The 26,851-nt window shown below is 76.9% G+C and carries 28 protein-coding genes; 19 read left to right on the top strand and 9 right to left on the bottom strand.

Annotated elements, in window-relative coordinates:
• Nucleotides 1–53: 53 nt before the first annotated feature.
• Nucleotides 54–989 carry a DUF5926 family protein gene (locus ACI8AA_RS22740; RefSeq protein WP_457046642.1) on the bottom strand — a complete coding sequence of 312 codons (936 nt, stop codon included), beginning with the start codon at nt 987–989 and terminating at the stop codon, nt 54–56.
• Between the two features lie 56 nt (nt 990–1,045).
• On the opposite strand from ACI8AA_RS22740, the gene ACI8AA_RS22745 reads away from it, so the two are divergent.
• From ACI8AA_RS22745 to ACI8AA_RS22755, 3 genes are read left to right on the top strand one after another with little or no spacing between them, the layout of a single operon-like run.
• Nucleotides 1,046–2,254 carry a cytochrome P450 gene (locus tag ACI8AA_RS22745; RefSeq protein ID WP_457046643.1) on the top strand — a complete coding sequence of 403 codons (1,209 nt, stop codon included), beginning with the start codon at nt 1,046–1,048 and terminating at the stop codon, nt 2,252–2,254.
• Nucleotides 2,254–2,916 (top strand): DNA alkylation repair protein, encoded by a 663-nt coding sequence (locus ACI8AA_RS22750; protein WP_457046644.1) that lies wholly within the window; start codon nt 2,254–2,256, stop codon nt 2,914–2,916. The genes ACI8AA_RS22745 and ACI8AA_RS22750 overlap by 1 nt, the downstream gene beginning before the upstream one ends.
• Nucleotides 2,917–2,948: 32 nt before the next feature.
• The gene (locus ACI8AA_RS22755) at nt 2,949–4,565 is read left to right on the top strand and encodes a long-chain fatty acid--CoA ligase (RefSeq protein ID WP_457046645.1); all 1,617 of its coding nucleotides are present in this window, start codon (nt 2,949–2,951) and stop codon (nt 4,563–4,565) included.
• A gap of 9 nt (nt 4,566–4,574) precedes the next feature.
• On the opposite strand, the gene ACI8AA_RS22760 is transcribed toward ACI8AA_RS22755, so the two are convergent.
• Nucleotides 4,575–4,904 (bottom strand): rhodanese-like domain-containing protein, encoded by a 330-nt coding sequence (locus ACI8AA_RS22760; protein ID WP_457046667.1) that lies wholly within the window; start codon nt 4,902–4,904, stop codon nt 4,575–4,577.
• Nucleotides 4,905–4,964: 60 nt separating this feature from the next.
• Between ACI8AA_RS22760 and ACI8AA_RS22765 the strand changes: the two genes are divergently transcribed.
• Nucleotides 4,965–5,483 (top strand): PH domain-containing protein, encoded by a 519-nt coding sequence (locus tag ACI8AA_RS22765; RefSeq protein WP_456938996.1) that lies wholly within the window; start codon nt 4,965–4,967, stop codon nt 5,481–5,483.
• Nucleotides 5,480–6,988 carry a PH domain-containing protein gene (locus ACI8AA_RS22770; RefSeq protein ID WP_457046646.1) on the top strand — a complete coding sequence of 503 codons (1,509 nt, stop codon included), beginning with the start codon at nt 5,480–5,482 and terminating at the stop codon, nt 6,986–6,988. Before ACI8AA_RS22765 ends, ACI8AA_RS22770 begins: the two co-directional genes overlap by 4 nt.
• A gap of 108 nt (nt 6,989–7,096) precedes the next feature.
• Here the strand turns inward: ACI8AA_RS22770 and ACI8AA_RS22775 are convergent, their stop codons facing one another.
• A complete protein-coding gene (locus ACI8AA_RS22775) occupies nt 7,097–7,789 on the bottom strand; it encodes a response regulator (protein ID WP_457046647.1) in 693 nt (230 codons plus the stop codon).
• Nucleotides 7,790–7,851: 62 nt separating this feature from the next.
• Between ACI8AA_RS22775 and ACI8AA_RS22780 the strand changes: the two genes are divergently transcribed.
• The 3 genes from ACI8AA_RS22780 (at nt 7,852) to ACI8AA_RS22790 (ending at nt 10,077) form a co-directional block, all read left to right on the top strand.
• On the top strand, nt 7,852–8,598 hold the full coding sequence (locus ACI8AA_RS22780) for a sensor histidine kinase (RefSeq protein ID WP_457046648.1): 747 nt from the start codon (nt 7,852–7,854) through the stop codon (nt 8,596–8,598).
• Between the two features lie 248 nt (nt 8,599–8,846).
• A complete protein-coding gene (locus ACI8AA_RS22785) occupies nt 8,847–9,710 on the top strand; it encodes a manganese catalase family protein (RefSeq protein ID WP_457046649.1) in 864 nt (287 codons plus the stop codon).
• 112 nt (nt 9,711–9,822) lie between these two features.
• Complete coding sequence (locus ACI8AA_RS22790) at nt 9,823–10,077, top strand: hypothetical protein (protein ID WP_457046650.1); 255 nt, start codon at nt 9,823–9,825, stop codon at nt 10,075–10,077.
• Nucleotides 10,078–10,217: 140 nt separating this feature from the next.
• On the opposite strand, the gene ACI8AA_RS22795 is transcribed toward ACI8AA_RS22790, so the two are convergent.
• Nucleotides 10,218–11,861 carry a solute symporter family protein gene (locus ACI8AA_RS22795; protein ID WP_456930134.1) on the bottom strand — a complete coding sequence of 548 codons (1,644 nt, stop codon included), beginning with the start codon at nt 11,859–11,861 and terminating at the stop codon, nt 10,218–10,220.
• Nucleotides 11,851–12,246 carry a DUF485 domain-containing protein gene (locus tag ACI8AA_RS22800; RefSeq protein ID WP_457046651.1) on the bottom strand — a complete coding sequence of 132 codons (396 nt, stop codon included), beginning with the start codon at nt 12,244–12,246 and terminating at the stop codon, nt 11,851–11,853. Before ACI8AA_RS22800 ends, ACI8AA_RS22795 begins: the two co-directional genes overlap by 11 nt.
• A gap of 162 nt (nt 12,247–12,408) precedes the next feature.
• Between ACI8AA_RS22800 and ACI8AA_RS22805 the strand changes: the two genes are divergently transcribed.
• The gene (locus ACI8AA_RS22805; RefSeq protein WP_457046652.1) at nt 12,409–13,647 is read left to right on the top strand and encodes a Rieske 2Fe-2S domain-containing protein; all 1,239 of its coding nucleotides are present in this window, start codon (nt 12,409–12,411) and stop codon (nt 13,645–13,647) included.
• Nucleotides 13,648–13,736: 89 nt separating this feature from the next.
• Here the strand turns inward: ACI8AA_RS22805 and ACI8AA_RS22810 are convergent, their stop codons facing one another.
• Entirely contained in the window at nt 13,737–13,907 is a 171-nt protein-coding gene (locus ACI8AA_RS22810) for a hypothetical protein (RefSeq protein ID WP_457046653.1), read from the bottom strand.
• An 87-nt stretch (nt 13,908–13,994) separates the two neighbouring features.
• Between ACI8AA_RS22810 and ACI8AA_RS22815 the strand changes: the two genes are divergently transcribed.
• Nucleotides 13,995–15,230, top strand: a complete 1,236-nt coding sequence (locus ACI8AA_RS22815; RefSeq protein ID WP_457046654.1) for an MBL fold metallo-hydrolase — start codon at nt 13,995–13,997, stop codon at nt 15,228–15,230.
• 71 nt (nt 15,231–15,301) lie between these two features.
• Here ACI8AA_RS22815 and ACI8AA_RS22820 read toward each other — a convergent pair whose 3' ends face one another.
• The 3 genes from ACI8AA_RS22820 to ACI8AA_RS22830 all read right to left on the bottom strand — a co-directional run bounded on the left by ACI8AA_RS22820 (nt 15,302) and on the right by ACI8AA_RS22830 (nt 18,237).
• Entirely contained in the window at nt 15,302–16,156 is an 855-nt protein-coding gene (locus ACI8AA_RS22820; RefSeq protein WP_457046655.1) for an Fpg/Nei family DNA glycosylase, read from the bottom strand.
• Between the two features lie 73 nt (nt 16,157–16,229).
• On the bottom strand, nt 16,230–17,720 hold the full coding sequence (locus ACI8AA_RS22825) for a malic enzyme-like NAD(P)-binding protein (RefSeq protein WP_457046656.1): 1,491 nt from the start codon (nt 17,718–17,720) through the stop codon (nt 16,230–16,232).
• Between the two features lie 64 nt (nt 17,721–17,784).
• Complete coding sequence (locus ACI8AA_RS22830) at nt 17,785–18,237, bottom strand: DUF309 domain-containing protein (RefSeq protein WP_457046657.1); 453 nt, start codon at nt 18,235–18,237, stop codon at nt 17,785–17,787.
• 174 nt (nt 18,238–18,411) lie between these two features.
• Here ACI8AA_RS22830 and egtA point away from each other — a divergent pair, with 174 nt between their 5' ends.
• From egtA to egtE, 9 genes are all read left to right on the top strand, one after another.
• Nucleotides 18,412–19,701 carry an ergothioneine biosynthesis glutamate--cysteine ligase EgtA gene (gene egtA / locus ACI8AA_RS22835; RefSeq protein WP_457046658.1) on the top strand — a complete coding sequence of 430 codons (1,290 nt, stop codon included), beginning with the start codon at nt 18,412–18,414 and terminating at the stop codon, nt 19,699–19,701.
• Nucleotides 19,698–20,978 carry an ergothioneine biosynthesis protein EgtB gene (egtB, locus tag ACI8AA_RS22840; RefSeq protein WP_457046659.1) on the top strand — a complete coding sequence of 427 codons (1,281 nt, stop codon included), beginning with the start codon at nt 19,698–19,700 and terminating at the stop codon, nt 20,976–20,978. The genes egtA and egtB overlap by 4 nt, the downstream gene beginning before the upstream one ends.
• Nucleotides 20,963–21,670 carry an ergothioneine biosynthesis protein EgtC gene (gene egtC, locus ACI8AA_RS22845; RefSeq protein WP_457046660.1) on the top strand — a complete coding sequence of 236 codons (708 nt, stop codon included), beginning with the start codon at nt 20,963–20,965 and terminating at the stop codon, nt 21,668–21,670. The genes egtB and egtC overlap by 16 nt, the downstream gene beginning before the upstream one ends.
• Nucleotides 21,671–21,689: 19 nt before the next feature.
• The gene (gene egtD, locus ACI8AA_RS22850; protein ID WP_457046661.1) at nt 21,690–22,652 is read left to right on the top strand and encodes an L-histidine N(alpha)-methyltransferase; all 963 of its coding nucleotides are present in this window, start codon (nt 21,690–21,692) and stop codon (nt 22,650–22,652) included.
• 70 nt (nt 22,653–22,722) lie between these two features.
• Nucleotides 22,723–23,538: a DUF4397 domain-containing protein gene (locus ACI8AA_RS22855; RefSeq protein WP_457046662.1), complete on the top strand. Its 816-nt coding sequence runs from the start codon at nt 22,723–22,725 to the stop codon at nt 23,536–23,538.
• Nucleotide 23,539: 1 nt separating this feature from the next.
• Nucleotides 23,540–24,175 carry a class F sortase gene (locus ACI8AA_RS22860; protein WP_457046663.1) on the top strand — a complete coding sequence of 212 codons (636 nt, stop codon included), beginning with the start codon at nt 23,540–23,542 and terminating at the stop codon, nt 24,173–24,175.
• A gap of 101 nt (nt 24,176–24,276) precedes the next feature.
• A complete protein-coding gene (locus ACI8AA_RS22865; protein WP_457046664.1) occupies nt 24,277–24,876 on the top strand; it encodes an RNA polymerase sigma factor in 600 nt (199 codons plus the stop codon).
• On the top strand, nt 24,857–25,639 hold the full coding sequence (locus tag ACI8AA_RS22870; protein WP_457046665.1) for an anti-sigma factor: 783 nt from the start codon (nt 24,857–24,859) through the stop codon (nt 25,637–25,639). The genes ACI8AA_RS22865 and ACI8AA_RS22870 overlap by 20 nt, the downstream gene beginning before the upstream one ends.
• Before the next feature lie 9 nt (nt 25,640–25,648).
• The gene (gene egtE, locus ACI8AA_RS22875; protein WP_457046666.1) at nt 25,649–26,779 is read left to right on the top strand and encodes an ergothioneine biosynthesis PLP-dependent enzyme EgtE; all 1,131 of its coding nucleotides are present in this window, start codon (nt 25,649–25,651) and stop codon (nt 26,777–26,779) included.
• Nucleotides 26,780–26,851 lie beyond the last annotated feature (72 nt).

Genomic DNA, 26,851 nt, shown 5'->3' on the forward strand with positions numbered 1-26,851 from the left:
CGTGCTCTGCCCCGTGGGACGGGGCAGAGCACGAGCGCCGGCGGGAGGAGTCCCTACCGGAGCGTGACCTGGCGGGACAGCAGGCCGGCGCGGGCGCGGCGCTCGTCGCTGCTCAGCGGGCCGGTCTCGGCCAGCGCCTGCTCGAGGCGGGTGGCGAACTCGGCCGCGGGGCCGGCCCACTCCTGCGCGGGGGTGTCGGCCGGCAGGTCCCAGACCGGGACGACGAGCCCGTGCGCGCGGAAGGCGCCGGCGTACCGGGTGCCCCCGCCCAGCAGCAGCTGCTCGGACGCCGAGAGCCGGGCCAGCGCGTCGAGCAGCGGCTCCTCCGCCTCCGGGCGCACCCAGCGCAGGTGCGCCCGCTCGTTGCCCGGCCGCACCCAGTAGGCGGCCCCCAGGCCCTCGAGCCGCTCGGTCGGCAGCACCGCCTCGTTGGCCCGCTCCAGCCCGGCCTGCGCGGCGGGGTTGGGGTCGGTGCCCTCCAGCCAGAAGCCGAAGTCGGGGTGCACGGTGACCTCGAGGGGGACGGTGGGGTCCAGCAGCTCCTGCAGCCGCGGCCCGGCCGAGCCGGCCGCGCCGATCGGGCCCGGGTCGACCGGGGCGCCGGCCGGCGACTCCAGCGCGGCGGCGAGCGCGGTGCCGACGTCGCGGCTGACGTCGTCGGAGGAGGCCTGCAGCTGGACGCCGAGCAGGATCTCGCCGTTGCTGCGGACCAGCGCCGGGGCGCCGCCGGGCAGCACGCTGGCGAGGGTGACCTCGCGGCCGTCGGTGGTCTTCAGCGGCGCGGTGGCGGCGGGCACCAGCTCGCGCAGCGCGACCCAGTCCGGCTCGCCGGGCAGGCCCTCGAAGGGGCGGGGCACCGGTGGCGCGTAGCCCGAGCCGTGGCAGTGCTTGTACCGGCGGCCCGAGCCGCACGGGCACGGGGCCTTCGGGTTGATCTCACCCTCGACAGCGGCGGGCGCGGGACGGCGGCGGGTCGCGGAACGGGCCATGCGGCCCAGCGTATGTGGGGCCGGGACGGGGTCCGGCGGGCCATAGGCTCGGGGTCGTGACATCCCTGGCGGCACCGCTCGACCTCACCGACCCGGCCGTCGTCGCCGACCCGTACCCCGCCTTCGCCGCCGCCCGCGCCGTCGCCCCGGTCCAGTGGCACGAGGGGCTGCGGCTGTGGCTGGCCTTCACCCACGCCGACAGCAACGCCGTGCTGCGCGACCGCCGGCTGGGGCGGATCTGGCGGGACAGGGAGCCCGCCGAGCGGTTCGGGCAGTTCAACCTCGTCCACCGCAACGCCATCCTCGAGATGGAGCCGCCGGACCACACCCGGCTGCGCCGGCTGATCAGCGCGGCCTTCGCCCGCGGGCACGTCGAGCGGCTGCGCCCGTGGGTCGAGCAGCTGGCCGGCGAGCTGGTCGACGGGCTGGTCGAGCGCTCCGGCGGCAGCGAGCCGGTCGACGTCCTCTCGGGCATGGCCGAGGAGCTGCCGGTGGCGGTCATCGCCGAGCTGCTCGGCGTCCCGGCCGCCGACCGGCCGCTGTTGCGGCCGTGGTCCAACGCGATCGTGAAGATGTACGAGTACGGCCGGACGACGGCGGTCGAGGACGCCGCCGAGCGCGCCGCCGCGGAGTTCGTCGCCTACCTGCGCGAGCTGGCCGCCGAGCGCCGCCGTGCGCCCGGCGAGGACCTGCTCTCCCACCTGGTCACCGTGCGCGACGCCGACGGCGACCGGCTCACCGAGGACGAGCTGGTCACCACCTGCGTCCTGCTGCTCAACGCCGGCCACGAGGCCACGGTCAACGTCAGCGGCAACGGCCTGCTCGCGCTGCTCGAGCACCCCGGCCAGCTGGCGCGGCTGCGGACCGACCCCGCGCTCCTGCCGACGGCGATCGAGGAGCTCATGCGGTTCGACTCGCCGCTGCAGCTGTTCGAGCGCACCGCGACCGCCGACGTCGAGGTCGGCGGCGTGACCGTGCGGGAGGGTCAGAAGGTCGCCGCGCTGCTCGGCGCCGCGAACCGCGACCCCGCCGTCTTCGCCGACCCCGACACCCTCGACGTCGGCCGCACGGACAACCCGCACATCTCCTTCGGCGCGGGCGTGCACTTCTGCATCGGGGCGCCGCTGGCCCGCGTGGAGCTGCAGGCCTCCTTCGGCGCGCTGCTGGGCCGCACCAGCGACCTGCAGCTCGCCCGCCCGGCGCGGCGCCGTCCGGAGTTCGTCATCCGCGGCCTGGCCGAGCTGCCCGTCGTCCTGACCCGGTAGTGGCCGACGTCGCGGAGGTGCTCGGCCGGCTCCGCGGGCTGGCCGACCCGTCGCGGCTGGCGGGGATGGCCCGCTCCGGCGTCGGTGGCGCGCAGACCCTGGGCGTCACGGTCGCCGACCTGCGCACGCTGGCGAGGGAGCTGGGCCGCGACCACGCGCTGGCCGCCGGGCTGTGGGACTCCGGCGTCCACGAGGCGCGGATCCTCGCGAGCATGGTCGAGGACCCGGCCGCGGTGGACGCCGCGCAGCTCGACGCGTGGGCGGCCGGGTTCGACTCGTGGGACCTGTGCGACCAGGTCTGCCAGAACCTGGTGCGGCACACCCCGTCCGCCTGGGAGACGGCGCTGGCGTGGAGCGGGCGGCCGGAGGAGTTCGTCAAGCGGGCCGGGTTCGCCGTCATGGCCGGGCTGGCGGTGGCCGACAAGCGGGCGGGCGACGAGCGGTTCGAGCCGTTCCTCCGGGCGGTCGCCGAGCGGGCCGACGACGACCGGCCGGTGGTCCGCAAGGGGGCGAGCTGGGCGCTGCGGCAGATCGGCAAGCGCGGCCCCGGCCTGCACGCCCGCGCCGTCGCGACGGCCCGGGAGCTGCGGTCGGGCGGGCCCGGCGCCCGGTGGGTCGGCGCCGACGTCCTGCGCGAGCTGGAACGGGGTACTCCGCGGTAGATCGTGAGGGCGGTCACTGGCACGATGCCGCCATGCGCGGCCTCATGCAGGACTTCCCTCTCACGATCGACGCGATCTTCCGGCACGTCGAGCAGCACTACGGCGACGGGACGATCGTCACCGGCAGCCCGACCGGCCCGGTGCGCAGCACCTACGCCGAGTGGGCCGACCGCACCCGCCGGCTGGGCGGGGTCCTCGACACCCTCGGGATCAGCGAGGACGGGCGGGTCGGCACCTTCGGCTGGAACAGCCAGCGGCACCTGGAGCTGTACTTCGCCGCGCCGGCCACCGGGCGGGTGCTGCACACCCTCAACATCCGGCTGTTCCCCGAGCAGCTGACCTACATCGCCAACCACGCCGAGGACGAGGTGGTCTTCGTCGACCGCACCGTCCTGCCGCTGTTCTGGCCGCTGGTCGACACGATGAAGACGGTCAAGCACGTCGTCGTCATGGACGACGGCGGCGACAACGAGATCCCCGACGACCCGCGCGTCCTGGACTACGAGGCGCTGCTGGCGGAGGCGGAGCCGGTCGACTTCCACGTCGAGGACGAGAACCGCGCCGCCTCGATGTGCTACACGTCCGGGACCACCGGCAACCCCAAGGGCGTCGTCTACTCCCACCGCTCGACGTTCCTGCACACCATGGGCGTGATGCAGCCGAACGCCTTCGGCCTCGGCATCCAGGACGTCGCGATGCCGGTCGTGCCGATGTTCCACGCCAACGCCTGGGGCATCGCCCAGGCCGCCCCGGCCGCCGGCGCCTCGCTGGTCATGCCCGGGCCGATGATGCAGCCCGAGGCCCTGGCCAAGCTGATCGTCGAGGAGGGCGTCACCTTCACCGCCGGCGTCCCGACCATCTGGCAGGGCGTGCTGCCGCACCTGGCCGGCAAGCCGCACAAGCTGCGCGACATCGGCTGCGGCGGCTCCGCGGTGCCCAAGGCACTGTCGGAGGCCTACCGCGAGCAGGTCGGGCTGCCGATCCTGCAGGCCTGGGGCATGACCGAGACCCACCCGGTCGCCTCCTCCGGCGTCCTGCCCAAGCGGTACGCCGACGCCGACGAGGCGACCAAGGCCGACCAGCGCGCCCGCGCCGGCATCCCGTTCCTCGGCGTCGAGGCCCGCATCGTCGACGCCGAGAGCCTCGAGCCGCAGCCGTGGGACGACGAGGCCACCGGGGAGCTGCAGGTCCGCGGCCCGTGGTGCGCGAAGGACTACTACAACCCCGACGCCGGCGTCGTCCTGACCACCGACGACGGCTGGATGCGCACCGGCGACGTCGCGGCGATGGACTCCTTCGGCTCGATCCGCATCGCCGACCGCACCAAGGACCTCATCAAGTCCGGCGGCGAGTGGATCAGCTCGGTCGACCTCGAGAACGCGATCATGAGCCACCCGAAGGTCAAGGAGGCCGCGGTCGTCGGCATCCCGCACCCGAAGTGGGACGAGCGGCCGCTGGCCTGCGTCGTCCTCAAGGACGGCGAGGAGGCGACCGAGGAGGAGATCCTCGAGCACCTCAAGCCGCTGGTGGCCAAGTGGTGGATGCCCGACGCCGTCGAGTTCATCGACGAGGTGCCCAAGACCAGCGTCGGCAAGTTCTCCAAGAAGGACCTGCGCAGCCGCTTCGCGGAGTACGAGCCGAAGTCCTGAGACGGGGTCCTAGCGGACGAAGGGCGGCAGGCCGGTCTCGCTCACCAGGGGCCGGCCCGCCGCCTCCCACTCCCCCATGCCGCCGCCGACGTTCACCGCGTCGTAGCCGTTGAGGTTCAGCCACGCCGCGACCCGCGCCGAGCGCCCGCCGCTGCGGCAGACGACGTACACCGGGTCGCCGTCGGGGACCTCGTCGAGCCGGGCCGGGACGTCGCCCATCGGGATGTGCGTGGCGCCCTCGGCGTGCCCGGCCACCCACTCGCCGTCCTCGCGGACGTCGAGGAGCACGGCGTCCTCGGGCAGCTCGGCGGCGGACACGGTCGGGACCTGCTGCGGCATCACGCACCCCATCCTCCCAGGTGGGACCCCACCGCACCGGCGGGCTGGGAGGATCGGGCCGTGACGTCCGCTCCCCCCGCGCCGCCGGTCCGCGAGCCGGCCTGGTCGCTGTCCCGCTCGGCCATCTGGCTGTGGGTCACCCAGGGCGTGATCGGCACGCTCGTCTACGGCGTGCTGGTGGCGGTGCTCGTGCTGACCGTGCCGGCGTCGGTGGGCGGGCCGGTGCCGGTGCTGCGGTGGCTGCTGCCGGTGCTGCTGGTCGTGTACGCGGTGGTGGCGATCGGCGTGCGGCCGTGGATCCGCTACCGGGTGCACCGCTGGGAGGTCACCGCGGACGCGGTGCACGCCCTCACCGGCTGGCTGAGCCGCACCTGGACGCTGGTGCCGGTCGCCCGGATCCAGACCGTCGACGTCACCCGCGGCGTGCTGCAGCAGCTCTACGGGCTGGCCAGCGTCGCGGTGCTGACCGCCTCGTCGCAGGGCACCGTCCGGGTGCCGCACCTGGAGGTCGCCGTCGCCGAGCGGGTGGCCGAGGACCTGGCCCGCCGGGCCGAGCAGGTGCGGGACGAGGCCACGTGACGGACCCGGTGCTGACGGCGCCCGAGCTCACCGCCCCGCGGCGCACCTCGCCGCTGGTCGTGCTCGTGCACACCGTCACCTTCCGCCAGGCCCGGCAGGTGGTGCCGGCCGCGATCCCCGTGGTCGCCGCCGTCGGCGTGGACGGCCCGGGGGTCGTCGTCGCGCTGGTGGTGGCGGTGACGGCGCTGTCGCTGCTGTTCGCCGCGCTGTCGTGGTGGCGGTTCACCTACCTCGACGCCCCCACCGCGGTGGTGGTCACCCGCGGCCTGCTCGCGCGGTCGGTGCGCACGGTGCCCAACGACCGGATCCGCGGCGTGGAGGTCGAGGCGCCGGCACTGCACCGGCTGTTCGGGCTGGTCCGGGTCCGGATCGACGCCGCGGCCGGCACGATGACCGGCGGGGACGAGGAGGTCGTCGTCGACGGCGTCCCGCGGGCGGAGGGCGACCGGCTGCGGGCCTCGGTGCTCACCCACCGGCGGGCCGCGGCGGCGTTCCCCGGCACGGACCCGTCCGCCCCGCCGCCGGAGGAGCCCGCCGAGCAGGAGCTGGCCCGGTTCGACCGGCGCTGGCTGCTCTACGCGCCGCTGGTCGCCAGCTACCTCGCCGTGCCGCTGGCCGCGGTCGGCGCCCTGTCGCGGCTGCTCCAGGAGCTGCCCCGGGACCTGCGCCCCGACCTCGACGGCCCCGACCTCACCGACGTCCGCGTCCTCGTCGTCACCGCGGTGGTCGCGGTGGTGCTGCTCGCGGTGGGGGCGGTCGCCGGGGCGGCGGTGGTCAACTGGGGCTTCCGGCTGGTCCGCCGCGGGGGCTCGCTGGTCGCCGTCCGCGGGCTGGTGACCCGGCGGCACACCGAGCTGGAGGTGGACCGGATCCGCGGCGGCACCCTCGCCGAGGGGCTGGGCATGCGGCTGGTGCGGGCCGCGCGGGTCAACGCCCTGGTCACCGGCCTGGGCGCGGCCAGCCGGCGCGGTCAGCTGTTCCCGCTGGGCCCGCGCGCGGAGGCGGTGCGGCTGCTCGGCCTGCTGGTCGACGACCCGGGCCCGCTGACGCCGCACCCGCCCGCGGCCCGCCGGCGGGCGGTGGTCCGCGCGGTCGCCACCGGGCTGCTGGTCACCGCGGCCGGCGCCGTGCTGACGGCGCTGACCGGCTCCTGGGGCGTGCTCGCCGCCGGGATCGTGCTCACCGTCCTCGGCGTGCCGCTGGGCCTCGGCCGCTACGCCGCGCTCGGCCACGCCACCGGGCCCGGCTCGTTCAGCGTGCGCAGCGGGCTGCTGGTGCGCGAGCAGGCGGTGCTGCAGCGGCGGGCCGTCGTCGGCTGGCAGGTCCGGCAGACCTGGTTCCAGCGGCGCGCGGGCCTGGCCACCGTCGTCGCCTGTGTCGGCGCGGGCAGCGGCGGTTATGCGGCGGTCGACATGGCCGCCGACGACGTCGCGGCGTTCACCGCCGCCGCGTCGGGACCGTGGGCCACCGCGCCCGGCACGGGAGCCCCCCGCCCGACCGGCTGAGCGGGGAGGTCGCTGGCCCGTCGGGGCCAGTCCACCGGAACCCGGGAGTGTCGATCATCCGCCCGGGTAGCCCGGCGCCCGATGACCGCCGCACCGCGGTACGCCCGCTCAGCGCAGCCCGCCGCTCTCCTTGCCGAGGCCGACGCGGCCGGCCAGCGCGGCCGCCTCCACGCGGGTGGCCACCCCGAGGCTGCGCAGCAGCGAGGCGACCAGCCGCTTGGCGGTCCGCTCGGACACGTGCAGCGTGGTGGCGATGTCGACGGTGCTCGTGCCGTCGGCGACCAGCCGCCACAGTCGGCGCTCGTCGCTGGTGAGCCGGTCGGCGACGGTCTGCTCGCCGGTCGGCGCGGCGTCGTCGAGCAGCCGGCGCAGCAGCGCCTCGGGGACGACCGACCAGCCGTCGAGCACCGACAGCAGCGGGCGGACGAGGTGCTCCGGGTCGGCGCTCTTGGGCAGGAAGCCCGCCGCCCCCGCCCGCAGCGCCTCGAGCGCCGCGTCGGCCTCGGCGAGCCCGGACAGCGCCACCACGCGCACCGCCGGGTCCGCCCGGCGGATCGCCGCGATGGCGCGCACGCCGCCCGGGGGCGGCATGTGCAGGTCCACGACGGCGACGTCGGCGTGGTGCCGGCGCACCAGCGCGGCGGCCGCGGAGGCGTCGTCGGTGGTGGCCACCACGCGCACCCGGCCGTCGCTCACCCCCGGGAGCAGCAGTGACAGCCCCCGGCTGAACAGCGGATGGTCGTCGACGACGACCACGTCCACGTACCCCTGACGCTCAGCCCCGGCGTCGGTCGACCCCACGACCCTCCTCACCCCGGCCCGCCGCGCCCGGCGCGGCGGGCTCCACGCACCCGGAGGTGCCCGTGACCCTGGCCCCCGACACGCCTCGTACCGTCCGGTCCGGTTCCGGCCGGCTGTTCACCGACCTGGCCCGCGTGGTGCGCGACCACGTCGTCCGCGCCGCCCGCGGCCCGCGGCCGGGCCAGGAGCCGCCACCCACACCGGAGAGCGCGCTGCTGCGGGCCATGTGCCACGACATGCGCAGCCCGCTGGCCTCGCTGGAGGCGCTGCTCGGCTCGCTCGACCGCGAGCCCGCCCAGCGCGGGGAGCTGCTGGAGCTGGCCCGCGCGCAGACCGCCCACCTGTCCTCGATGTTGCGCACCGCCGACGCCTCCGGCGGGGCGACGCGGCGGCCTCCCGGCGGACGGCTGCTCGGCGAGGTGCTGCGCGCGTCGGTGGCCGCCTCCGGCCTGCCGCTGGGGCAGCTGACCCTGGCGGTGCAGGAGTGCGCCGCCGGGGTGAGGGTGGCCGACGCCCGGGTGCAGCGGATACTCACCAACCTGCTGGAGAACGCCCACCGGCACGGGGACGGCGCCGCGGTGCTGCTGACGGCGGTCCACCGCGACGACTGGGTCCGGCTGGCGCTCACCCAGGACGTGGCGCGCCCCGAGCGGGTCGTGCAGTACCTCCGCCACGACGCGCCGCCGGTCGACCTCACCGGCCTGGGCCTGTGGTCGGTGCAGCGGCACGCGCACGACCTCGGCGGCGCCGTCGTCTGGGCGACCTCCGACGCCGGGCTCACCCTCTGCGTCCAGCTCCCCGACCGCTGACCCCTGCCGCGAGCCGCCCTGCGAGGCGGCGCGAGGAGTGGGGTCCGGAGGATCCCGCGATCGAGCGCCGGGAAGGGCTCAACGCAGTCGGGAACGGCACCTGGCCGCGGTGTCGGCCGACAGGCCGACGGACGACATGGCACCGGGGGGCCACGGGACGGCACGGGCGGGCCACCGGGCGCGGGCAGATCCCCGGTGTCGCCGCAGCGGCGGCGGCGCGACGACGCAAGCCGAGTGAGGGAGAGCCCGTGTTCACGCACACCCACGCCCTGCAGTACGAGGCCAAGCCCGACGGTCCCGACCCGGACTTCGCCCGCAAGATGCAGGAGGTCCTCGGCGGTCAGTGGGGCGAGATGACCGTCGCCACGCAGTACCTGCTGCAGGGCTGGAACTGCCGGCTGCCCGGCAAGTACAAGGACATGCTCCTCTCGATCGGCACCGAGGAGCTGGCGCACGTCGAGATGATCATCACGATGATCGACCGGCTGCTCGACCACGCGCCGCTCAAGCCGGACTCGGCCGACCGCAGCAAGGAGGCCGCCGCCGGCTACGGGCAGCACAACCCGCAGCACCTCATCCAGAACGGCCAGGCGGCGTCCTACATGGACAGCATGGGCAACCCGTGGACCGGCGCGTACGTCACCGCCAGCGGCAACCTGATGGCGGACTTCTACTACAACGCCACCGCCGAGATGCAGGGCCGGCTGCAGGTGGCCCGGCTCTACAACATGACCGACGACCCGGGCGTGAAGGACCTGCTGCGGTTCCTCATCACCCGCGACCACATGCACCAGCAGCAGTGGCTGGCCGCGATCGAGCAGCTCAAGGAGGACGACCTCGAGGGGCTGCCGGTGCCCGAGGCGTTCCCGCTGTCCGACGAGGTCGGCGACCTGGGCTACACCTTCATCCAGGCCTCCGACGGCCCCGAGGCCGCCAACGGCCGCTGGGCGTCGGGTCCGGCGCTGGACGGCACGGACAACCAGTTCCGCGCCGCGGCGATCGAGGCCACCGCCGACGCCCCGACGCTGCCCCCGGGCGACCCGCGGCTCTACAGCACCCCGCAGACCGAGGCCCACACGATGCTGCAGAAGGCCAAGGACCTGCTCAAGTGAGCCGCTGAGCTCCCGATCACCGCGCCGTCGCCGCGCCGGCGGCCGGGCTCCCGCAGCCCGGCCGCCGGCCCGGCGGGGCCGCACCCGGAACGGCAGTCCCCGGAGGTCCCCCGTGCACCTGCCCACCCCCGCCGTCGTCCTGACGGCGGTCTACGCCGCGGCGCTCGCCGTCGCCGTGGCCAGCGCCGCCACCGGCTCGGCCCGCGAGGCCCTGGCCGGCCTGGTCGTCCTCGCCGCCCTCGTCACCCGGTGGGCGGTGCGCCGCTCCCACAGGACCGCCCCCACGACCGCGGCCGCCGTGGCGACGGTCGACGCAGCGCTGCCCGACGCCCCGCTGCCGGAGGCCGCCCCCGCCCGCGCCGCCTGAACGCGCGAGGCGCGCGCCCCCTGACGGGGGACGCGCGCCTCGGCTGGTGAGGTGCTGGAACGGCTGGTGCCGTCCTGGAACGGCCCCCGTGCAGGGACCCGCCGCGAGCTCGTGAGCGGTGGGGGGCACGGGGTCCTTCGTCAGTGGGCGACGGCCTTCTCCGCACCGATCCCGGTGAGGGAGCGGACCTCCAGCTCGGCGGTCTTGTCCAGGTCCGGCTTCTCCTTGGACAGGACCGTGCCCAGCCAGCCGAGGAAGAACGACAGCGGGATGGACACGATGCCGGGGTTGTTCAGCGGGAACCAGTGGAAGTCCACGTCCTGGAACAGCGACGGGGACAGCCCGGTGGCCGGGTTGACCGGCGCACCCGACACCACGGGCGAGAAGACGATCAGCACGATGCAGGCGATCAGGCCGCCGTACATCGACCACAGCGCGCCCTGGGTGGTGAAGCGCTTCCAGAACAGCGTGTAGAGGATCGTCGGGAGGTTCGCCGACGCCGCGACGGCGAAGGCCAGCGCCACCAGGAAGGCGATGTTCAGCCCGGCCTGCAGGGCGAGGATGCCCAGGCCGATCGAGATCGCGCCGATGACGACGGCGGTGATGCGGGCGACCCGCACCTCGCCGTTGGGCGGCACGTTGCCCTTCTTGATGACCGACGCGTAGACGTCGTGCGCGAACGAGGCCGACGCGGTGATCGTCAGGCCGGCGACCACGGCGAGGATCGTCGCGAACGCGACGCCGGCGATGATGCCGAGCAGCACCGTGCCGCCGAGCTCGAAGGCCAGCAGCGGGGCGGCGGAGTTGACCGCACCGGGGGCGCCGAGGATGGTGTCCGCCCCGACGAGGGCGCCCGCGCCGTAGCCGATGACCAGGCTGAACAGGTAGAAGATGCCGATCAGCCAGATCGCCCAGACCACCGAGCGACGGGCGTCCTTCGCCGTCGGCACGGTGTAGAAGCGCATGAGCACGTGCGGCAGGCCCGCCGTGCCGAGCACCAGGGCCAGGCCCAGCGAGACGAAGTCGAGCTTCGAGGTGCTGGTCGCGCCGTACTGCGCGCCGGGGGCCAGGACGTCGCGGCCCTCGACCGCGTTGGCCTGCGCGCCGCCGAGCAGCGAGGACAGGTTGAAGCCGAACTCGCCGAGCACCCACAGGGTCATGACCAGCGCGCCGGCGATGAGCAGCGACGCCTTGATGATCTGCACCCAGGTCGTGCCGCGCATGCCGCCGACCAGCACGTAGATGATCATCAGCGCGCCGACGAGGACCACGACGAGGGCCTGCGCGGCCTCGCCGGTGACACCGAGCAGCAGCGTCACCAGCCCGCCGGCGCCCGACATCTGGGCCAGCAGGTAGAACAGCGACACCGCGAGCGTGGAGATGGCCGCGGCGGTGCGCACCGGGCCCTGCCGCATCCGGAAGGCCAGCACGTCGGCCATGGTGAACCGGGCGGTGTTGCGCATGAGCTCGGCGACCAGCAGCAGCGCCACCAGCCAGGCGACGAGGAAGCCGATCGAGTACAGGAAGCCGTCGTAGCCGTAGACGGCGATGGCTCCGGCGATGCCGAGGAACGACGCCGCCGAGAGGTAGTCGCCGGCGATGGCCAGGCCGTTCTGGGTGCCGCTGATGTTGCGGCCCGCGGCGTAGTAGTCCGCCGCGCTCTTGTTGTTGCGGCTGGCGCGGAAGGTGATCACCAGGGTGACCAGGACGAACGCGCCGAAGATGCCGATGTTGAGGGCCGGCGTGCCGATGGTGGCGTCGGCGGCGAGCACGTCAGCGGGCACGCGTGGCCCCCTTCCCGAGGTCGGGCCCGGCACGGTGACCGGCGGCGTACTCGTGGTGCTCGAGCCGCTCGCGCATCTCGTCGGCGATCGGGTCGGTGCGCCGGTTCGCGTGCGAGACGTACAGGTGGGTGATCACGAACGTGGACAGGAACTGTCCGAGCCCCAGCAGGAGCCCGATGTTGACGTTGCCGAACACCTGGGTCGCCATGAAGTCCGGCGCGTAGGTGGAGAGCAGGACGTAGAGCAGGTACCAGGCCAGGAAGGCCACGGTCATCGGGAACGCGAAGGCGCGGAAGCGCCTGCGCAGCTCGGTGAACTCCGGCGAGTCCTGTGCCTGCCGGTACTCCTCCGGCGTCAGCAACCGCCGTTCGGCGGGTTCGGTCACGACTGTGCCCCCTCGTGTCGACCTGGTCGGACGTGTGACGGCGCTCACCATAGGTCGGCGACGGTTGAGTCGGAAATGATCGAGACCATCGGTGCGCAGCCGTGACCTGAGCTTCCGATCGCCGTAACGCCGTGGTAGTGCGCCGGCGGTGCACTTGGGGGCATGACCGCGACGGCAGGCACGTCGACCGCACGGTCGACGGGATGGTTCCCGGTGGCCCGCGCCACCGAGGTCGGGACGACGCCGGTGCCGGTGGGCGCCGGGGGACGCGCTTACGTCGTCGTCCGGCTGCGACCCGGCGGGGAGGTCAGCGCCTTCCCCGCCCGGTGCCCGCACCGGCTGGTCCCGCTGGCGGCGGCCACCGTCGTCGGGGGCCGGCTGCAGTGCCCGTACCACGGCTGGCGCTTCGACGCCGACGGCCGCTGCGTGGACGTCCCCTCCCTCGGGCCCGACGGCAGCCCTCCGCCGCGGGCGGACCTGCCGGTGCCGTGGGCGGTCGAGGAGCGGCACGGCTGGGTCTGGCTCGCGCCCGAGCGGACCGTCGTCGCCCTGCCGCCGGTCCCCGCCGCCGAGCCGGTGCCCGAGCCCGCTCCGCCCCCCGGGCCGGCGCCGGGGCCGGTGTTCGGCAACCTCGACCCGTCGCTGGAGCACGCCTGGCACCCGGTCGCGCTGTCCCGCGAGCTGCGGCCCGGCGGCTGGCTGCAGGTCCGGCTGCTCGGCCGCACCTGGGCGCTGTCCCGCGGCGCGGACGGCCTGGCGGCGGACCCGCCGGCGTGGGGCGTGCGCGAGCGGTTCGGCGTCGTCTGGCTGGCGCCGGCCGAGCCCCGCGACGTCCCGCTCGAGGTGCCCGAGGACGGCGACCGGCGCTTCGTCCGCGGTTGGCCGGCGCCGGTCCGCTCGGCCGGCCCGGCCGGACCGCTGGCCGACGCCCTCCTCGACACCGCGCACGGCCCGTTCGTGCACGGCGGTCCCGGGGACGACGGGCCGGCTCCCGAGGTGACGCCGGAGCCGGGCGGGTTCACGAGCGTGCGGGCGCACGACGCGACCGTGGCCACCGCCGTACACCGTGCCCCGTTCCAGCTGCGGCGGCGGGTGGAGTCCGCGGTGTCCGGCGCGGCGGCGACCACGCTGTTCCTCCTGCAGCCCGAGGACGTCGACTCCACCCGCGTCTACGCGTGCCTGCTGCTGCGCGCGGGGGACGGCGAGCCGCTGCCCGGGCCGGAGGTGGTGGCCGCCGAGGTCGCCCGCACCCAGCGGGCGCTGGCCGAGGACCTGGAGCTGCAGGCGCGGCTGGCGAGCGCCGGGCTGCCGCTGGCGGCGCGCGACGAGCTGCACGTGCGCTCCGACCGGCACGGCCTGGCGCTGCGCCGCGCCCTGGCGGACTTCGCCGCCGGCCGCTGACGCGCCGACCTCGCCGCGTGGCGCCCGACCTCACCCCGCAGCGCGAGGTCGGGCACCACGAGGTGGGGTCGGCTGCCGCGCCGCCGTCGTCAGGCCGGCTCGAGCTCCTCGCCACACGCGGGGCAGCGGGTGGGCGGGTCCTCGTCGGCGATCCGCCCGCACGCCGGGCACACCCGCGCCAGCCAGCACGCCGGGTCCCCGCCCTCGTCGTCCGGTCCCGTGCCGCCGGCCGGGCCCGGCCGGACCTCCTCCTGGGACATCCCGCCTCCTCCTCGCCGTGGGCCCGACGGTACGGCGACCGGGACGGTGACGCGGGTCGCGGCGGCCGCCCGGGGCCGGCTGGGAACATGGACGTCGTGCCGTCGCCCGCCCCGCGCCGAGAACGAGCGCGCCGCACCGCCCTGACCGCCGCTGCCCTGGCCCTCCCCGCGGGCTGGCTCGCCCGCGCGCTGTGGGGCCTGCCCACGGCGATCGGCGCCGGCCGGCGGGAGATCCGGCCCACGGCGGCCGGCTCGCCGCAGTGGTCGCACGGGAAGTTCCACAACACGCTGCCCACGCCCACGCTGCCGCCGCCCAACGCCCGCCGCGGCCTGCTCCGGCAGTGGCACGACGACCGGCACGTCGGCCTGCCCGCCCGCCCGGTGCCGCTGGCCCGCCCGGAGGTCCCGGCCGAGGCCGGCGAGCTCGCCGTCACCTGGTTCGGGCACTCCAGCGCGCTGCTGGAGGTCGACGGTGCCCGCGTGCTGGTCGACCCGGTGTGGGGGTACCGCGTCTCGCCGTCGCCGGTGTTCGGCCCCACCCGGCTGCACGAGCCGCCGGCGCCGGTGGAGTCCCTCCCCCGCGTCGACGCGGTGCTCATCTCGCACGACCACTACGACCACCTGGACCTGCCCACGGTGCGGGCGCTGGTCGAGCACCAGGACGCGCCGTTCGTCGTCCCGCTGGGCGTGGGCGTGCACCTGCGCCACTGGGGCGTGCCGGAGGACCGCGTCGTCGAGCTGGACTGGGACGGCGCGACGACGGTCGGCGACCTGACGATCACCTGCACCGAGGCGCGGCACTTCTCCGGCCGCTACCTCACCCGCGACACCACGCTGTGGTCGTCGTGGGTGGTGGCCGGCCCGCGGCACCGCGTCTTCTTCGGCGGCGACACCGGCTACACCCCCGCCTTCGCCGGCATCGGCGCCCGGCTGGGCCCCTTCGACCTCACGCTGCTGCCGATCGGCGCCTACAACGAGGCCTGGGCGCACATCCACATGGACCCCGAGGAGGCGGTGCGTGCGCACGGCGACCTCGGCGGCGGGGTGCTGCTGCCGGTGCACTGGGCCACGTTCAACCTGGCCTTCCACCGCTGGGACGAGCCGGTGCAGCGGCTGCTCGGCGCCGCCGGGCGCTCGGGCGTGCAGGTGCTCGTGCCGCGGCCGGGCCAGCGGGTCGACGTCCTGGCGCCGCCGCCGCTGGAGGACTGGTGGACCGCGGTCGGCTCGCCCGGGACCGGTCCCGCCCCGCACGACGACGCCGGCGTGAGCGGCACCGTGCTCGCCCGCGTGCTCTCCCGGTTGATGGCGCTGCGGGTGGGCTGACGCTCAGGCGCCCGGCCGTCGTACCACCCCGGCGGCGCCGGAGGGAGCCCCCAGGCGGGCTGGCACCGTTCTCAGCGCAGCAGCTTGCTCATCCGCCGGTCGGCCAGCGGCTTGCCGCCGGTCTGGCAGGTCGGGCAGTACTGCAGCGAGGTGTCGGCGAAGCTGACCTCGCGGACGGTGTCGCCGCACACCGGGCACGGCAGGCCGGTGCGGGCGTGCACCTGCAGCCCCGACCGCTTCTCGCCCTTGAGCGTCGCCGCCGCCTGGCCGACCTGCCGGTCCAGCGCGTCGGTGAGCGTGGCCCGCAGCGCGTCGTACAGCCGGACCAACTCGTCGTCGGTGAGCCTGTCGGCCATCTTGAACGGCGAGAGCCGGGCGGCGTGCAGGATCTCGTCGGAGTAGGCGTTGCCGACGCCGGCCAGCACGGTCTGGTCGGTGAGCGTGCCCTTGAGCTGCGCGTGCCGGCCGGCCAGCAGCGCGGCGAACTGCTCGCGGTCGACGGCCAGCGCGTCGGGGCCGAGCCGGCCGATGCCGGGCACCTCCGACGGCGAGCGGACCAGGTACACGGCGAGGCTCTTGCGGGTGCCCTGCTCGGTGAGGTCGAAGCCGTTGCCGTCGTCGAGGTGGACGCGCAGCGCGAGCGGGCCCTTGCCGGGCTTGGGCGGCGCGGTGGGCAGGCCGGTGCGCCAGTGCAGCCAGCCGGCGCGGGCGAGGTGCACGACCAGGTGCAGGCCGGAGACGTCGAGGTCGAGGAACTTGCCGTGCCGGGCGGCGCCGGTGACCTCCAGCCCGGCCAGCGCCGACAGCGGCGGGTCGAAGGTCTTCAGCGCCTGCAGCGCGGTCAGGTCGGCGCGCGCGACCACCCGGCCGACGGCGTTCTCGCGGAGGAACGCGGCCAGCGCCTCCACCTCGGGCAACTCGGGCACCCGGCCATGATCCCCGCCGTCGCCGCCTCCCGTCGTCCCCGATCGTGTGCACTCCCGCAGAAGTGGACGGCCCTCACCCCACGAACGACGTCCGGTCGGTGACCGTCGCGGTGGCGCCCGGCTCGGCGCGGGCGGCGTCGGCGACCGCGGCGGCCACGGCCTGCGTGACGGCCGGGTCGAACACGCTCGGGATGATGTAGTTGGCGTTGAGCTGGTCGTCGCGGACGATCGCCGCCAGCGCCCCGGCCGCGGCCAGCAGCATCCCGGTGCTGATCTCGGTGGCGCGGGCGTCGAGCAGCCCCCGGAAGACGCCGGGGAAGGCCAGCACGTTGTTGATCTGGTTGGGCAGGTCCGAGCGGCCCGAGGCGACGACGGCGGCGTGCTGCCGGGCCCGGACCGGGTCGACCTCCGGCGTCGGGTTGGCCATCGGGAAGACCACCGCCCGGTCGGCCATCGCGGCCAGCGCCTCCACCGGCAGCACGTTGCCGGCGCTCACCCCGATGAACACGTCGGCGCCGGCCAGCGCGTCGGGCAGCTCGCCGCGCACGCCCGCGGGGTTGGTGCGCCGCGCGAGGTCGGCCTTGGCCGGGGACAGCCGCTCGTCGTCGGGCGACAGGATGCCCTCGCGGTCCCACACGAGCACCTGCCCGGCGCCGGCGGCGAGCAGCAGGTTGACGATCGCCGTCCCGGCCGCGCCGGCCCCGGCGACGACGATCCGCACGTCGGCCAGCCGCTTGTCCACCACGCGCAGGGCGTTGCGCAGCGCGGCCAGCGCCACGATCGCCGTCCCGTGCTGGTCGTCGTGGAAGACCGGGACGTCGAGCCGCTCGCGCAGCCGGGCCTCGATCTCGAAGCAGCGCGGCGCCGCGATGTCCTCCAGGTTGATCCCGCCGAAGCCGGGCGCGATGAGCTCGACGGTGCGCACGATCTCGTCGACGTCCTGGGTGTCCAGGCAGATCGGCCAGGCGTCGATGTCGGCGAACCGCTTGAACAGCGCGGCCTTGCCCTCCATCACCGGCAGCGCGGCGCCGGGCCCCAGGTCACCCAGGCCCAGGACGGCCGACCCGTCGGTGACGACGGCGACGGTGTTGCCCTTGATGGTCAGCCGGCGCACGTCCTCGGGGTGCTCGGCCAGCGCCAGGCACACCCGCGCCACCCCAGGGGTGTAGGCCATCGACAGGTCGTCGCGGGTCTTGAGCGGCACCTTGGAGGCCACCTCGAGCTTGCCGCCGAGGTGCAGCAGGAACGTGCGGTCGCTGACCTTGCGCACGGCCACCCCGGGCACGGCGCCGAGCGCGGTGACCATCTCCTCGGAGTGCGCGGCGTCGGCGGCCGAGCAGGTGACGTCGACGGTCAGCCCGTCGGGCCGGGAGTCGACGACGTCGATGGCGGTCACCGCGCCGCCGGCCTCGCCCACCGCCGTCGCGATCCGGCCGATGCTCGCCGGGTCGCCGTCGGCGGTGAGCCGCACGGTGATCGAGTAGGAGGCCGAGGTGACCGGCCCGCGCGGGACGGCGGCCGGCTCGCCGAGTGCGGTCGGGTCCGCTGCTGTGTCGCTGCTCACACCCCGATCGTGGCACCGCCGGGCGCGGGCCGCGCCCGGCCGCCGGGATCGGCCGGGCCCGGGCTCAGCCGGGGTCGCGCAGCCGGAACGGCCGGTCGGCGGCGAGCGGCTCCCGGGCCCAGGCCAGCACGCCGGCGACGTCGATCCCGTGCGGCGGCGCGGCCGCGTACGGCGCCACGTTGCCCGCGCCGCGCTCGACCAGCCGGGCGGCGCCGCGCCCGTTGCCCCGGGCGGCGTGGGTCAGCCCGACGGCGAGCTGCGCCAGCCCCCGCCACAGCTGCCGCTCGTGCTCGGGCGCGGCCTTCCAGGCGTCCTCCAGCACCTCGTGGGCGTGGAACGGGCGGCTGGCGTCGAGCAGCCGCTGCGCCTCGGTCAGCGCCTCGTCCGGCGTGCGCGGCACCCCCTCCGGCGCGCGCTCCTCGCCCACGGCGCCACGGGGCAGCGGGCGGCCGAGGGCGTCGCGGGGCCGGGCGTTGCGGGCCCGCCCCGCGGCGTCCCGGTCCCGGGGGGAATCCACCGGACGATCCTCGCGCGAACACCGGACGACAGCGCGGTGCGCCTCCGGCCCGGGGGTTGTCACCAGGGTCGTGTAGTGCATGGATGGGAGTCGAGGACGGCCCGTGCGCGAGGCCGCCCCCGCACCGACCCGCGGTCGTTCGCGACCGGTCCGGACCTGGAGGGGGTGGGCCCCGTGGGCCCTGCCGTGGAGGAGCGCACCGCGCTCGACCTCGAGACCGCCGTCGCCACCGTCACCGCCACCGCGCTGCGGCCCGGTCCGGCGGGCCCGGTCGGCCTGGAGCTCGAGGCGCACCTGGTCGACCTCGACGCCCCGGCCGCCCGGGTGCCCTGGGACCGGGTGTGCGCCGCGGTGGCCGGGGTGCCGGCCCTGCCCGGCGGCAGCCGGGTGACCCTGGAACCCGGCGGGCAGGTCGAGCTGTCCGGGCCGCCGCTGCCCGGCGTCGCGGCCGCGGTGGCCGCGCTGCGCGCCGACCGCGCCGTCCTCGCCGCCGCGCTGGCCGCGCGCCGGCTGGGGCTGGCGCCGGTGGGCGCCGACCCGCTGCGCCGCCCGGCCCGGGTGAGCCCGGCGCCGCGCTACCGCGCGATGGAGCGGCACTTCGCCGCCGCCGGCTGCGGCCCGGCGGGGACGGCGATGATGACCGCGACCGCGTCGCTGCAGGTCAGCCTGGACGCCGGCCCGCGCAGCGGGTGGAGCCGCCGCGTGGCGCTGGCCCACCAGCTCGGCCCGGTGCTGGTCGCCGTCTCGGCCTGCTCGCCGCTGCTCGGCGGGCGGGTCACCGGCTGGCGCTCGTCGCGGCAGCAGGTGTGGGGCGCCCTCGACCAGGCCCGCTGCGGCCCGATCCTCGGCGGGGCCGACCCGGCCGGCGAGTGGGCCGCGTACGCGCTGGCCGCGCCGGTGATGCTCGTCCGCGACCCGGACACCGGCGACGCCGAGCCGGTGCTCACCCGCACCCGCTTCGCCGACTGGGTGACCGGCGCGGTCCCCCTCGGCGGGCGCCTGCCCACCCAGACCGACCTGGACTACCACCTGTCCACGCTGTTCCCGCCGGTGCGGCTGCGCGGCTACCTGGAGATCCGCTACCTCGACGCCGCGCCCGAGCCGTGGTGGCCGGCGCTGGCCGCGGTCACCGCCGCGCTGCTCGACGACCCGGCCGCCGCCGACGCCGCCGCCGAGGCGACCGCGCCGGTCGCCGGGGCGTGGACCCGCGCCGCCCGCGACGGGCTGGCCGACCCGGAGCTGCGCGCCGCCGCGGTGCGCTGCCTGGCCGCGGCACTGCCCGCCGTCGACCCGTGCCTGCGCGGCGACGTCGCCGCGCTCGCCGAGCTGGCAGGGCGCGGCCGCAGCCCCGGCGACGTCCTGGCCGACGCCGCCCGCGCCGGCGGCCCCCCGGCCGCCCTGGCCGCCGCCACCGAGACCGCGCCACGGCCCGCCCCCGAGACCGCCCCGGAGGTGCACCCGTGAGCACCACGCACGAGCGGCTCGTCCGCGAGCTGGAGACCGCCCGGCAGCGGACGCTGCTGCTCACCGACCTCGACGAGCCCGAGCTGCTGCGCCAGCACAGCCCGCTGATGAGCCCGCTGGTGTGGGACCTGGCGCACGTCGGCCAGCAGGAGGACCTGTGGCTGCTGCGCCACGGCGACGCCCGCCGCGCCGGCCTGCTGCCGCCCGCCGTGGAGGAGCTGTACGACGCCTTCACCCACCCGCGCGCGGTCCGGGACAAGCTGCCGCTGCTGCCGCCGGTGGAGGCCCGCTCGTTCGTCGCCGAGGTGCGCGGCCGGGTGCTCGACCGGATCGGGCGCGCCGGGCCGGACGACGACCCGTTCGACGTCGCGATGGTCGTCAGCCACGAGGCGCAGCACACCGAGACGATGCTGCAGACCCTCGGCCTGCGCGTCGGGCCGCCGGTGCTGGGCACGGGCGGCCCGCTGCCGGTCGGCCGGTCCGGGGTGGCGGGGACGTCGGTGCTCGTGCCCGCCGGGCCGTTCGTGCTGGGCGTGGACGCCGCCGACGAGCCGTACTCGCTGGACAACGAGCGCGGCGCGCACGTGGTCGACCTGCCCGCGTTCCGCCTCGGGCGGGTGCCGGTGACCAACGCCGAGTACGCGGCGTTCGTGGCCGACGGCGGCTACGACACCCCCGGCTGGTGGTCGCCGCGGGGCTGGGCGCACCGGCAGGAGGCCGGGCTCGAGCGGCCGCTGTACTGGGGCCCGGGCGGCGCCCGCACCCGCTTCGGCGTGCTCGAGGACGTCCCGCCCGACGAGCCGGTCCAGCACGTCACGTTCTTCGAGGCCGAGGCGTACGCGGCGTGGGCCGGCGCCCGGCTGCCCACCGAGGCCGAGTGGGAGAAGGCCGCCGTCTGGGACCCGGCGACCGGCCGCCGGCGCCGCTGGCCGTGGGGCGACGCCGGCCCGACGCCGGCGCTGGCCAACCTGGGCGGGGCGGCGCTGCGCCCGGCGCCGGTGGGCGCCTACCCGGCGGGCGCGTCGGCGTACGGCGTGGAGCAGGTCGTCGGTGACGTCTGGGAGTGGACGGCGTCGGGCTTCGAGGCCTATCCCGGCTTCACGCCGATGCTCTACGCGGACTACTCGGCGCCGTTCTTCGGCGGCGACCACCGGGTGCTGCGCGGCGGCTCGTGGGCGGTGGACCCGTCGATCCTGCGGCCGTCGTTCCGCAACTGGGACCACCCGGTGCGGCGGCAGGTGTTCAGCGGCATCCGGCTCGCGTGGGACGTGACCTGACCGTGTGCCGTCACCTCGCCTGGCTGGGGCGGCCGCGGTCGGTGGCCTCGCTGGTCCTCGAGCCGCCGTCGTCGCTGCTGGTGCAGTCCTTCGCGCCACGGCGGCAGCGGTACGGCACCGTGAACGCCGACGGCTGGGGCGTCGGCTTCTTCGCGCCCGGCCGGGCGGAGCCGGTGCGGTGGCGCTCGGCGCGGCCGCTGTGGGCCGACCCGTCGTTCGCCTCGGTGGCGCCGGTGCTGGTGTCCGGGTGCGTGGTGGCCGCGGTCCGGTCGGCGACCGTGGGCATGCCGCTGGAGGAGAGCGCCGCGGCGCCGTTCACCGACGGCCGCTGGCTGCTGTCGCACAACGGCCGGGTCGACCGCGCGGTGCTCCCGCCGGTGCGCGACGCCGAGTCCACGGTGGACAGCGCGCTGCTGGCCGCCCTGGTCTCCTCCCGCGGCGTGGACCGGCTCGGCGACACCGTGCGCGAGGTGGCCGCCGCCGACCCCGCCGCGCGGCTCAACCTGCTCGCCGCCGACGGCACCCGCCTGCTGGCCACCACCTGGGGCGACACGCTCTCCGCCCTGGTCACCGCCGAGGGGACGGCGCTGGCCAGCGAGCCCTGGGACGACGACCCCTCGTGGACCGACGTGCCCGACCGCTCGCTGGTCGAGGTGACCCCCGACGGCCTGACCGTCACCCCGCTGACCTGACCCGGAGCCGAGGAGACCCGTGACGACGACCCGCCACCTCGCCCCCGACGACGTCGCGGCCGCGCTGCGCGCCGACGCCCTCGCGGGGCTGACCGCGACGCCCAAGGCGCTGCCGCCGCGCTGGTTCTACGACGCCCGCGGCAGCGAGCTGTTCGACGAGATCACCCGGCTGCCCGAGTACTACCCGACCCGCGCCGAACGGGCGGTGCTCGCCGCGCGCGCGGACGAGATCGCCGCGGCCTCCGGCGCCGAGGTGCTCGTCGAGCTGGGCAGCGGCACGTCGGAGAAGACCCGCCTGCTCCTGGACGCGCTGACCCGTGCCGGCACGCTGCGCCGGTTCGTGCCCTGCGACGTCGACCCGTCGGTGCTCGCCGCGGCCGGGGAGGCGGTCACCGCCGAGTACCCGGGCATCGCCGTCGACCCCGTCGTCGGCGACTTCACCGCGCACCTGGGCCTGCTGCCCCGCGGCGGCCGGCGGCTGGTGGCCTTCCTCGGCTCGACGATCGGCAACCTCGAGCCCGGCCCCCGGGCGGCGTTCCTCGCCGAGCTGGCCGGCACGCTCGCGCCCGGCGACTCCTTCCTGCTCGGCACCGACCTGGTCAAGGACCCCGGCCGGCTGGTCCGCGCCTACGACGACGCCGCCGGCGTGACCGCGGAGTTCAACCGCAACGTGCTGCGGGTGCTCGACCGCGACCTCGGCGCCGACTTCGACCCGGCGGCGTTCGACCACGTCGCGGTGTGGGACGCGGCGAACGAGTGGGTCGAGATGCGGCTGCGCGCGCGGGCCGCGCAGGTCGTCACCGTGCCGGCGCTGGACCTGACCGTGCGCTTCGCCGTGGGCGAGGAGATGCGCACCGAGGTGTCGGCGAAGTTCCGGCGGGAGGGCGTCGAGGCCGAGCTGGCCGCGGCCGGCCTCCGGACGACGCACTGGTGGACCGACCCCGACGGCGACTTCGCCGTCTCGCTGTCCACCCCCGGCTGAGGTCACTGCATCCGGACCTGCGGGGACGCCGGAAGAGGAGGTGTCAGCACCCCCGATCCCGGAGGACCCCGTGACCCGGACCCGCACCCTCGGCCTCGCCACCGTCGCCGGAGCCGGCGCGCTCGTCGCGCTGGGCGCCACGCCGGCCGCAGCGGCCGACACCGCCACCGTCTCCGTGCTGCACGCCGTCCCGGACACCCCCGTCGACGTGTACGCCAACGGCGAGCGGCTGATCGACGACTTCCAGCCCGGCACGCTCACCGACCCGCTGTCCCTGCCGGCCGGCTCCTACGACCTGGCGCTGTTCCCCGCCGACGCCGCCGACGGCTCGGGCACACCGCTGCTCTCGGCGAACGACGTCGCGGTGCCCGCCGGCGCGAACGCCACCGTGGTCGCGCACCTGACCGCGGAGGGGCAGCCGGCGCTCACCCCGTTCGTCAACGACACCTCCACGGTCCCCGCGGGCCAGGGCCGGGTCGTGGTCCGGCACGTCGCGGCCGCCCCTGCGGTCGACGTCCGCGCCGGCGGCCAGGTGGTCGCGCCGAACCTCGCCAACCCCGACGAGGCGTCGCTCGAGGTGCCGGCCGGCACGGTCAGCGCCGACGTCGTCCTGGCCGGCACCTCCACCGTCGCGCTCGGCCCGGCCGACCTCGCGGTCACGGAGGGCGCCACGACGGTCGTGTACGCGTGGGGCTCGCAGGACGCCGGCTTCGAGCTCGCCGTCCAGACGATCGGCGGCGGGCACTCGGCGCCGTCCGGGGTCCCCGGCGGCAGCGCCGGCCTGGCCGACGACGACGGCCTGCCGCTGCCCCTGCTCGGTCTGTCCGCCCTCGGCCTGGCCGGTGCCGGGGTGGCCGCCCGCCGGCTGGCCACCACCCGGGCCTGACGTGCGACCCGCCGCCGCCGGCGTGGCCCTGGGCCTGGCCCTCGCCGTGGGCGTGCCCACCGCGTGGGAGCTGACCCGGCCCCCGGCGGCGGCGGGCGCGCCGGTCGAGCAGGTGCTCGGCACGCCGGCTCCCGCCCCTCCGGCGCCGGGGCCGGCCGTCCGCGACGCCGCCCCGGCGCCGGCACCGGCCGTCGTCCCGCCCGTCCGGCTGCGGGTGCCCGCCCTCGGCGTCGACGCGCCGGTCGACCCGGCCGGGGTCGCCGGCGACGGGCAGATGGCGCTGCCCGGCGACGTCGCCCGGGCCGGCTGGTACCGGTTCGGCCCGGCACCCGGGGCGCCCGGCTCCGCGGTCCTCGCCGGCCACGTCGACGACGCCGGGCAGGGCCTGGGCGCGCTCGCCCCGCTGCACTCGGCCGAGCCGGGTCAGGAGGTGCTCGTCACCGACGCCGCCGGCGCGACGAGCCGGTGGCGGGTGGTCGCGCGGGAACTGCTGGACAAGCAGGCGCTGCCGGTGGACCTGCTCTTCACGCGCGAGGGGCCGCCGCGGCTGACGCTGGTCACCTGCGGCGGACCGTTCCTCCCCGACGTCGGCGGCTACCGCGACAACGTCGTCGTGGTGGCGGAGCCGGCCCCGTGACAGTCGAAGGACCTCCCTGCCCCCCACCGCTCGCACTCTCGCGGCGGGCCCCTGCCGGAAGGCCATCCCGGATCAACCGGACGGGCCCTAGGGTCGGTGCGGTGAACACCCAGGCGGAGCCGGCGCCGTCGGGCGCGGCCGAGCCGGACGACGCCGAGGTCGCCCGGCGCTTCGCCGCGGGCGAGGAGCAGGCGCTGGCCTGGGCCTACGAGCGGTGGGCGGCGCAGGTGCACGGCATGGCGGTCCGCGCGTTCGGCCCCGGGCCCGACGCCGAGGACGTCACCCAGCAGACCTTCGTCTCCGCCTGGACCGGCCGGGCCGGCTACCGCGCCGACCAGGGCCCGCTGCCGGGCTGGCTGGTCGGCATCTGCCGCCACAAGATCGCCGACACGTGGGCGCGGCGGGACCGGCAGCGGCGCGCCGCCGAGGCCGCGCTGGCCGAGGCGCAGGCCGCGCCCCCCGGCGGCCAGGCCCCGGTGGACAGCACGGTCGCCGACCGGGTGCTGCTGCTCGGCGAGCTGGACCGCCTGGGGCAGCCGCAGCGCGGCATCATCGAGCTCGCCTTCTTCGCCGACCTCACGCACGCGCAGATCGCCGAGCGCACCGGCCTGCCGCTGGGGACGGTCAAGAGCCACATCCGGCGCACCCTCGAGCGCCTGCGCGACCGGTTGGAGGTGGACGGTGCCGCACTGCACGCCTGAGGACCTCGCGCTGGCCGCGCTCGGCGAGCCGCTCCCCGACGACGCCGCCGCGCACCTGGCCGGCTGCGCGGCCTGCGGCGCCGAGGTGGCGCGGCTGCGCCGGGCCGTCGACGTGCTGGCCGTGCCGGAGCTCGCCGCCCCCGGCCCGCCGGTCGCGCCGCCGTCGTCGCTGTGGGCCGGGATCGCCGCGGCCACCGGCGTCGACGTGGCGCCGCGCCCGGGCGTCGTCGCGGCGTCGGCGCCCCCGGCCGGCCCGGTGCCCGACGTCCCCCCGGTGGCGCCGCCCGTCCCCGTCCCCGACGCGCCGGTCGCCCCCGTCGTCCCGCTGCGGCCGCGCCGGTCGCGGCTGGCGCTCGCCGCCGCGGCGGCGCTGGTGGCCGGGCTGGCCATCGGCGCCGGGGCGGTCGCGCTCGGCGACCGGGACGACGCCGGCGTGCCGGTCGCCGCGACCGTGCTCGACCCGCTGGAGGGCAGCGACGCCTCCGGCCGCGCCGAGGTGGTCGAGCGGGCCGACGGCACCCGGGTGCTGCAGGTGGAGCTCGCCGCCGGCGCGCCGCAGGAGGGCTACTACGAGGCGTGGCTGCTCACCGAGTCGGTGTCCGGGCTGGTCCCGCTCGGGGTCGTCCGCGCGGGCACCGAGGAGTTCGAGCTGCCCGCGGGCCTGGACCTGGCCGAGTACCCGGTCGTCGACGTCTCGGTGGAGCCGCTCGACGGCGACCCGGGCCACTCCGGGGTCTCCATCGCCCGCGGGCAGCTGTCCTAGCGTTCGGGGGTGACCGCGCTCCACCTGCTCCTCCCCCACGACGACCTCGCCGACTCCTGGCGCACCGCCCGCCCCCGCCCGGCCGGGCGGCACCTGGACTCCGCGGCGTGCAGCCGGCAGAGCAACCGGGTGCTCGAGGCGGTCGCGCACCACGCCCGGCACGAGGCGGAGCTCGGCGGCTACGTGGCCGAGGCGACCGCCGGCGACCTGCTGCAGCAGGGCCGCAGCGTCATCGGCGGGCTGGTCGGCATGGCCGCGGCCGACGTCGTCTTCGTCGAGTCCGCGCAGGCCGCGCTCACCGCGCTGCTGGCCGCCTGGCGGCTGCCGGCCGGCGCGCGGGTGGCCTGCACGCCCGGGGAGTACGCGCCGAACGCCGCCCTGCTGCGCGCCGCGGGGCTGGTGCTCGAGCCGATGGCCGTCGACGGCGACGGGCGGGTGGACGTCGCCGCGCTCGAGCGCTCGCTGGCCGCCGGCCCGCCGCGGTTCGTGCACCTCACCCACGTGGCCAGCCACCGCGGCGTCGTCCAGCCCGCGCGCGAGGTCGCGGCGCTGTGCCGGGCGCACGGGGTGCCGCTGGTGCTCGACGCCGCCCAGTCCCTCGGGCACGTCGACGTGGACCTCGGCGCCGACGTCGTCTACTCGACCTCCCGCAAGTGGCTGGCCGGCCCGCGCGGGGTCGGCCTCCTGTGCGCGCGACCGGCGGTGGCCGCGGAGCTGGCCCCGGCGCTGCCCGCGCCGGCCGACCTGCCGCCGCTGCGGGCGCTGGAGAGCGGCGAGGCGCACGTGGCCGGCCGGGTCGGGCTGGTGCTCGCCGTCGGGGAGCACCTGGCCGCGGGCCCGCACCGGGTGCGCGAGCGGCTGGCCGCGCTGGGCCGGGCGGCGCGGCAGGTCCTCGACTGCGCCGGCGGCTGGGCCGTGGTGGAGCCGCTCGACGAGCCGACCGCGACCACCACGCTGCGCCCGCCGGACGGCGTCGACGTCGTGGCCACCCGGGCGCGGCTGCTCACCGAGCACGGCATCGTGACCACGGCGATCGAGCCCGGCCGCGCGCCGGCGGAGCTGACCGGCTGGGTGCTGCGGGTGTCCCCGCACGTCGACGGCACCCTCGACGACCTCGAGGCCCTCGCCGCGACCCTGTAGTGCGGCGGCCGCGGGGGGGTGGGGGTCTTCTGGGGCGCCGGCGTGCGCGTGGCCAACCTCCCGGGGTCGGCG

It is taken from the genome of Geodermatophilus sp. SYSU D01180, from assembly GCF_054050415.1.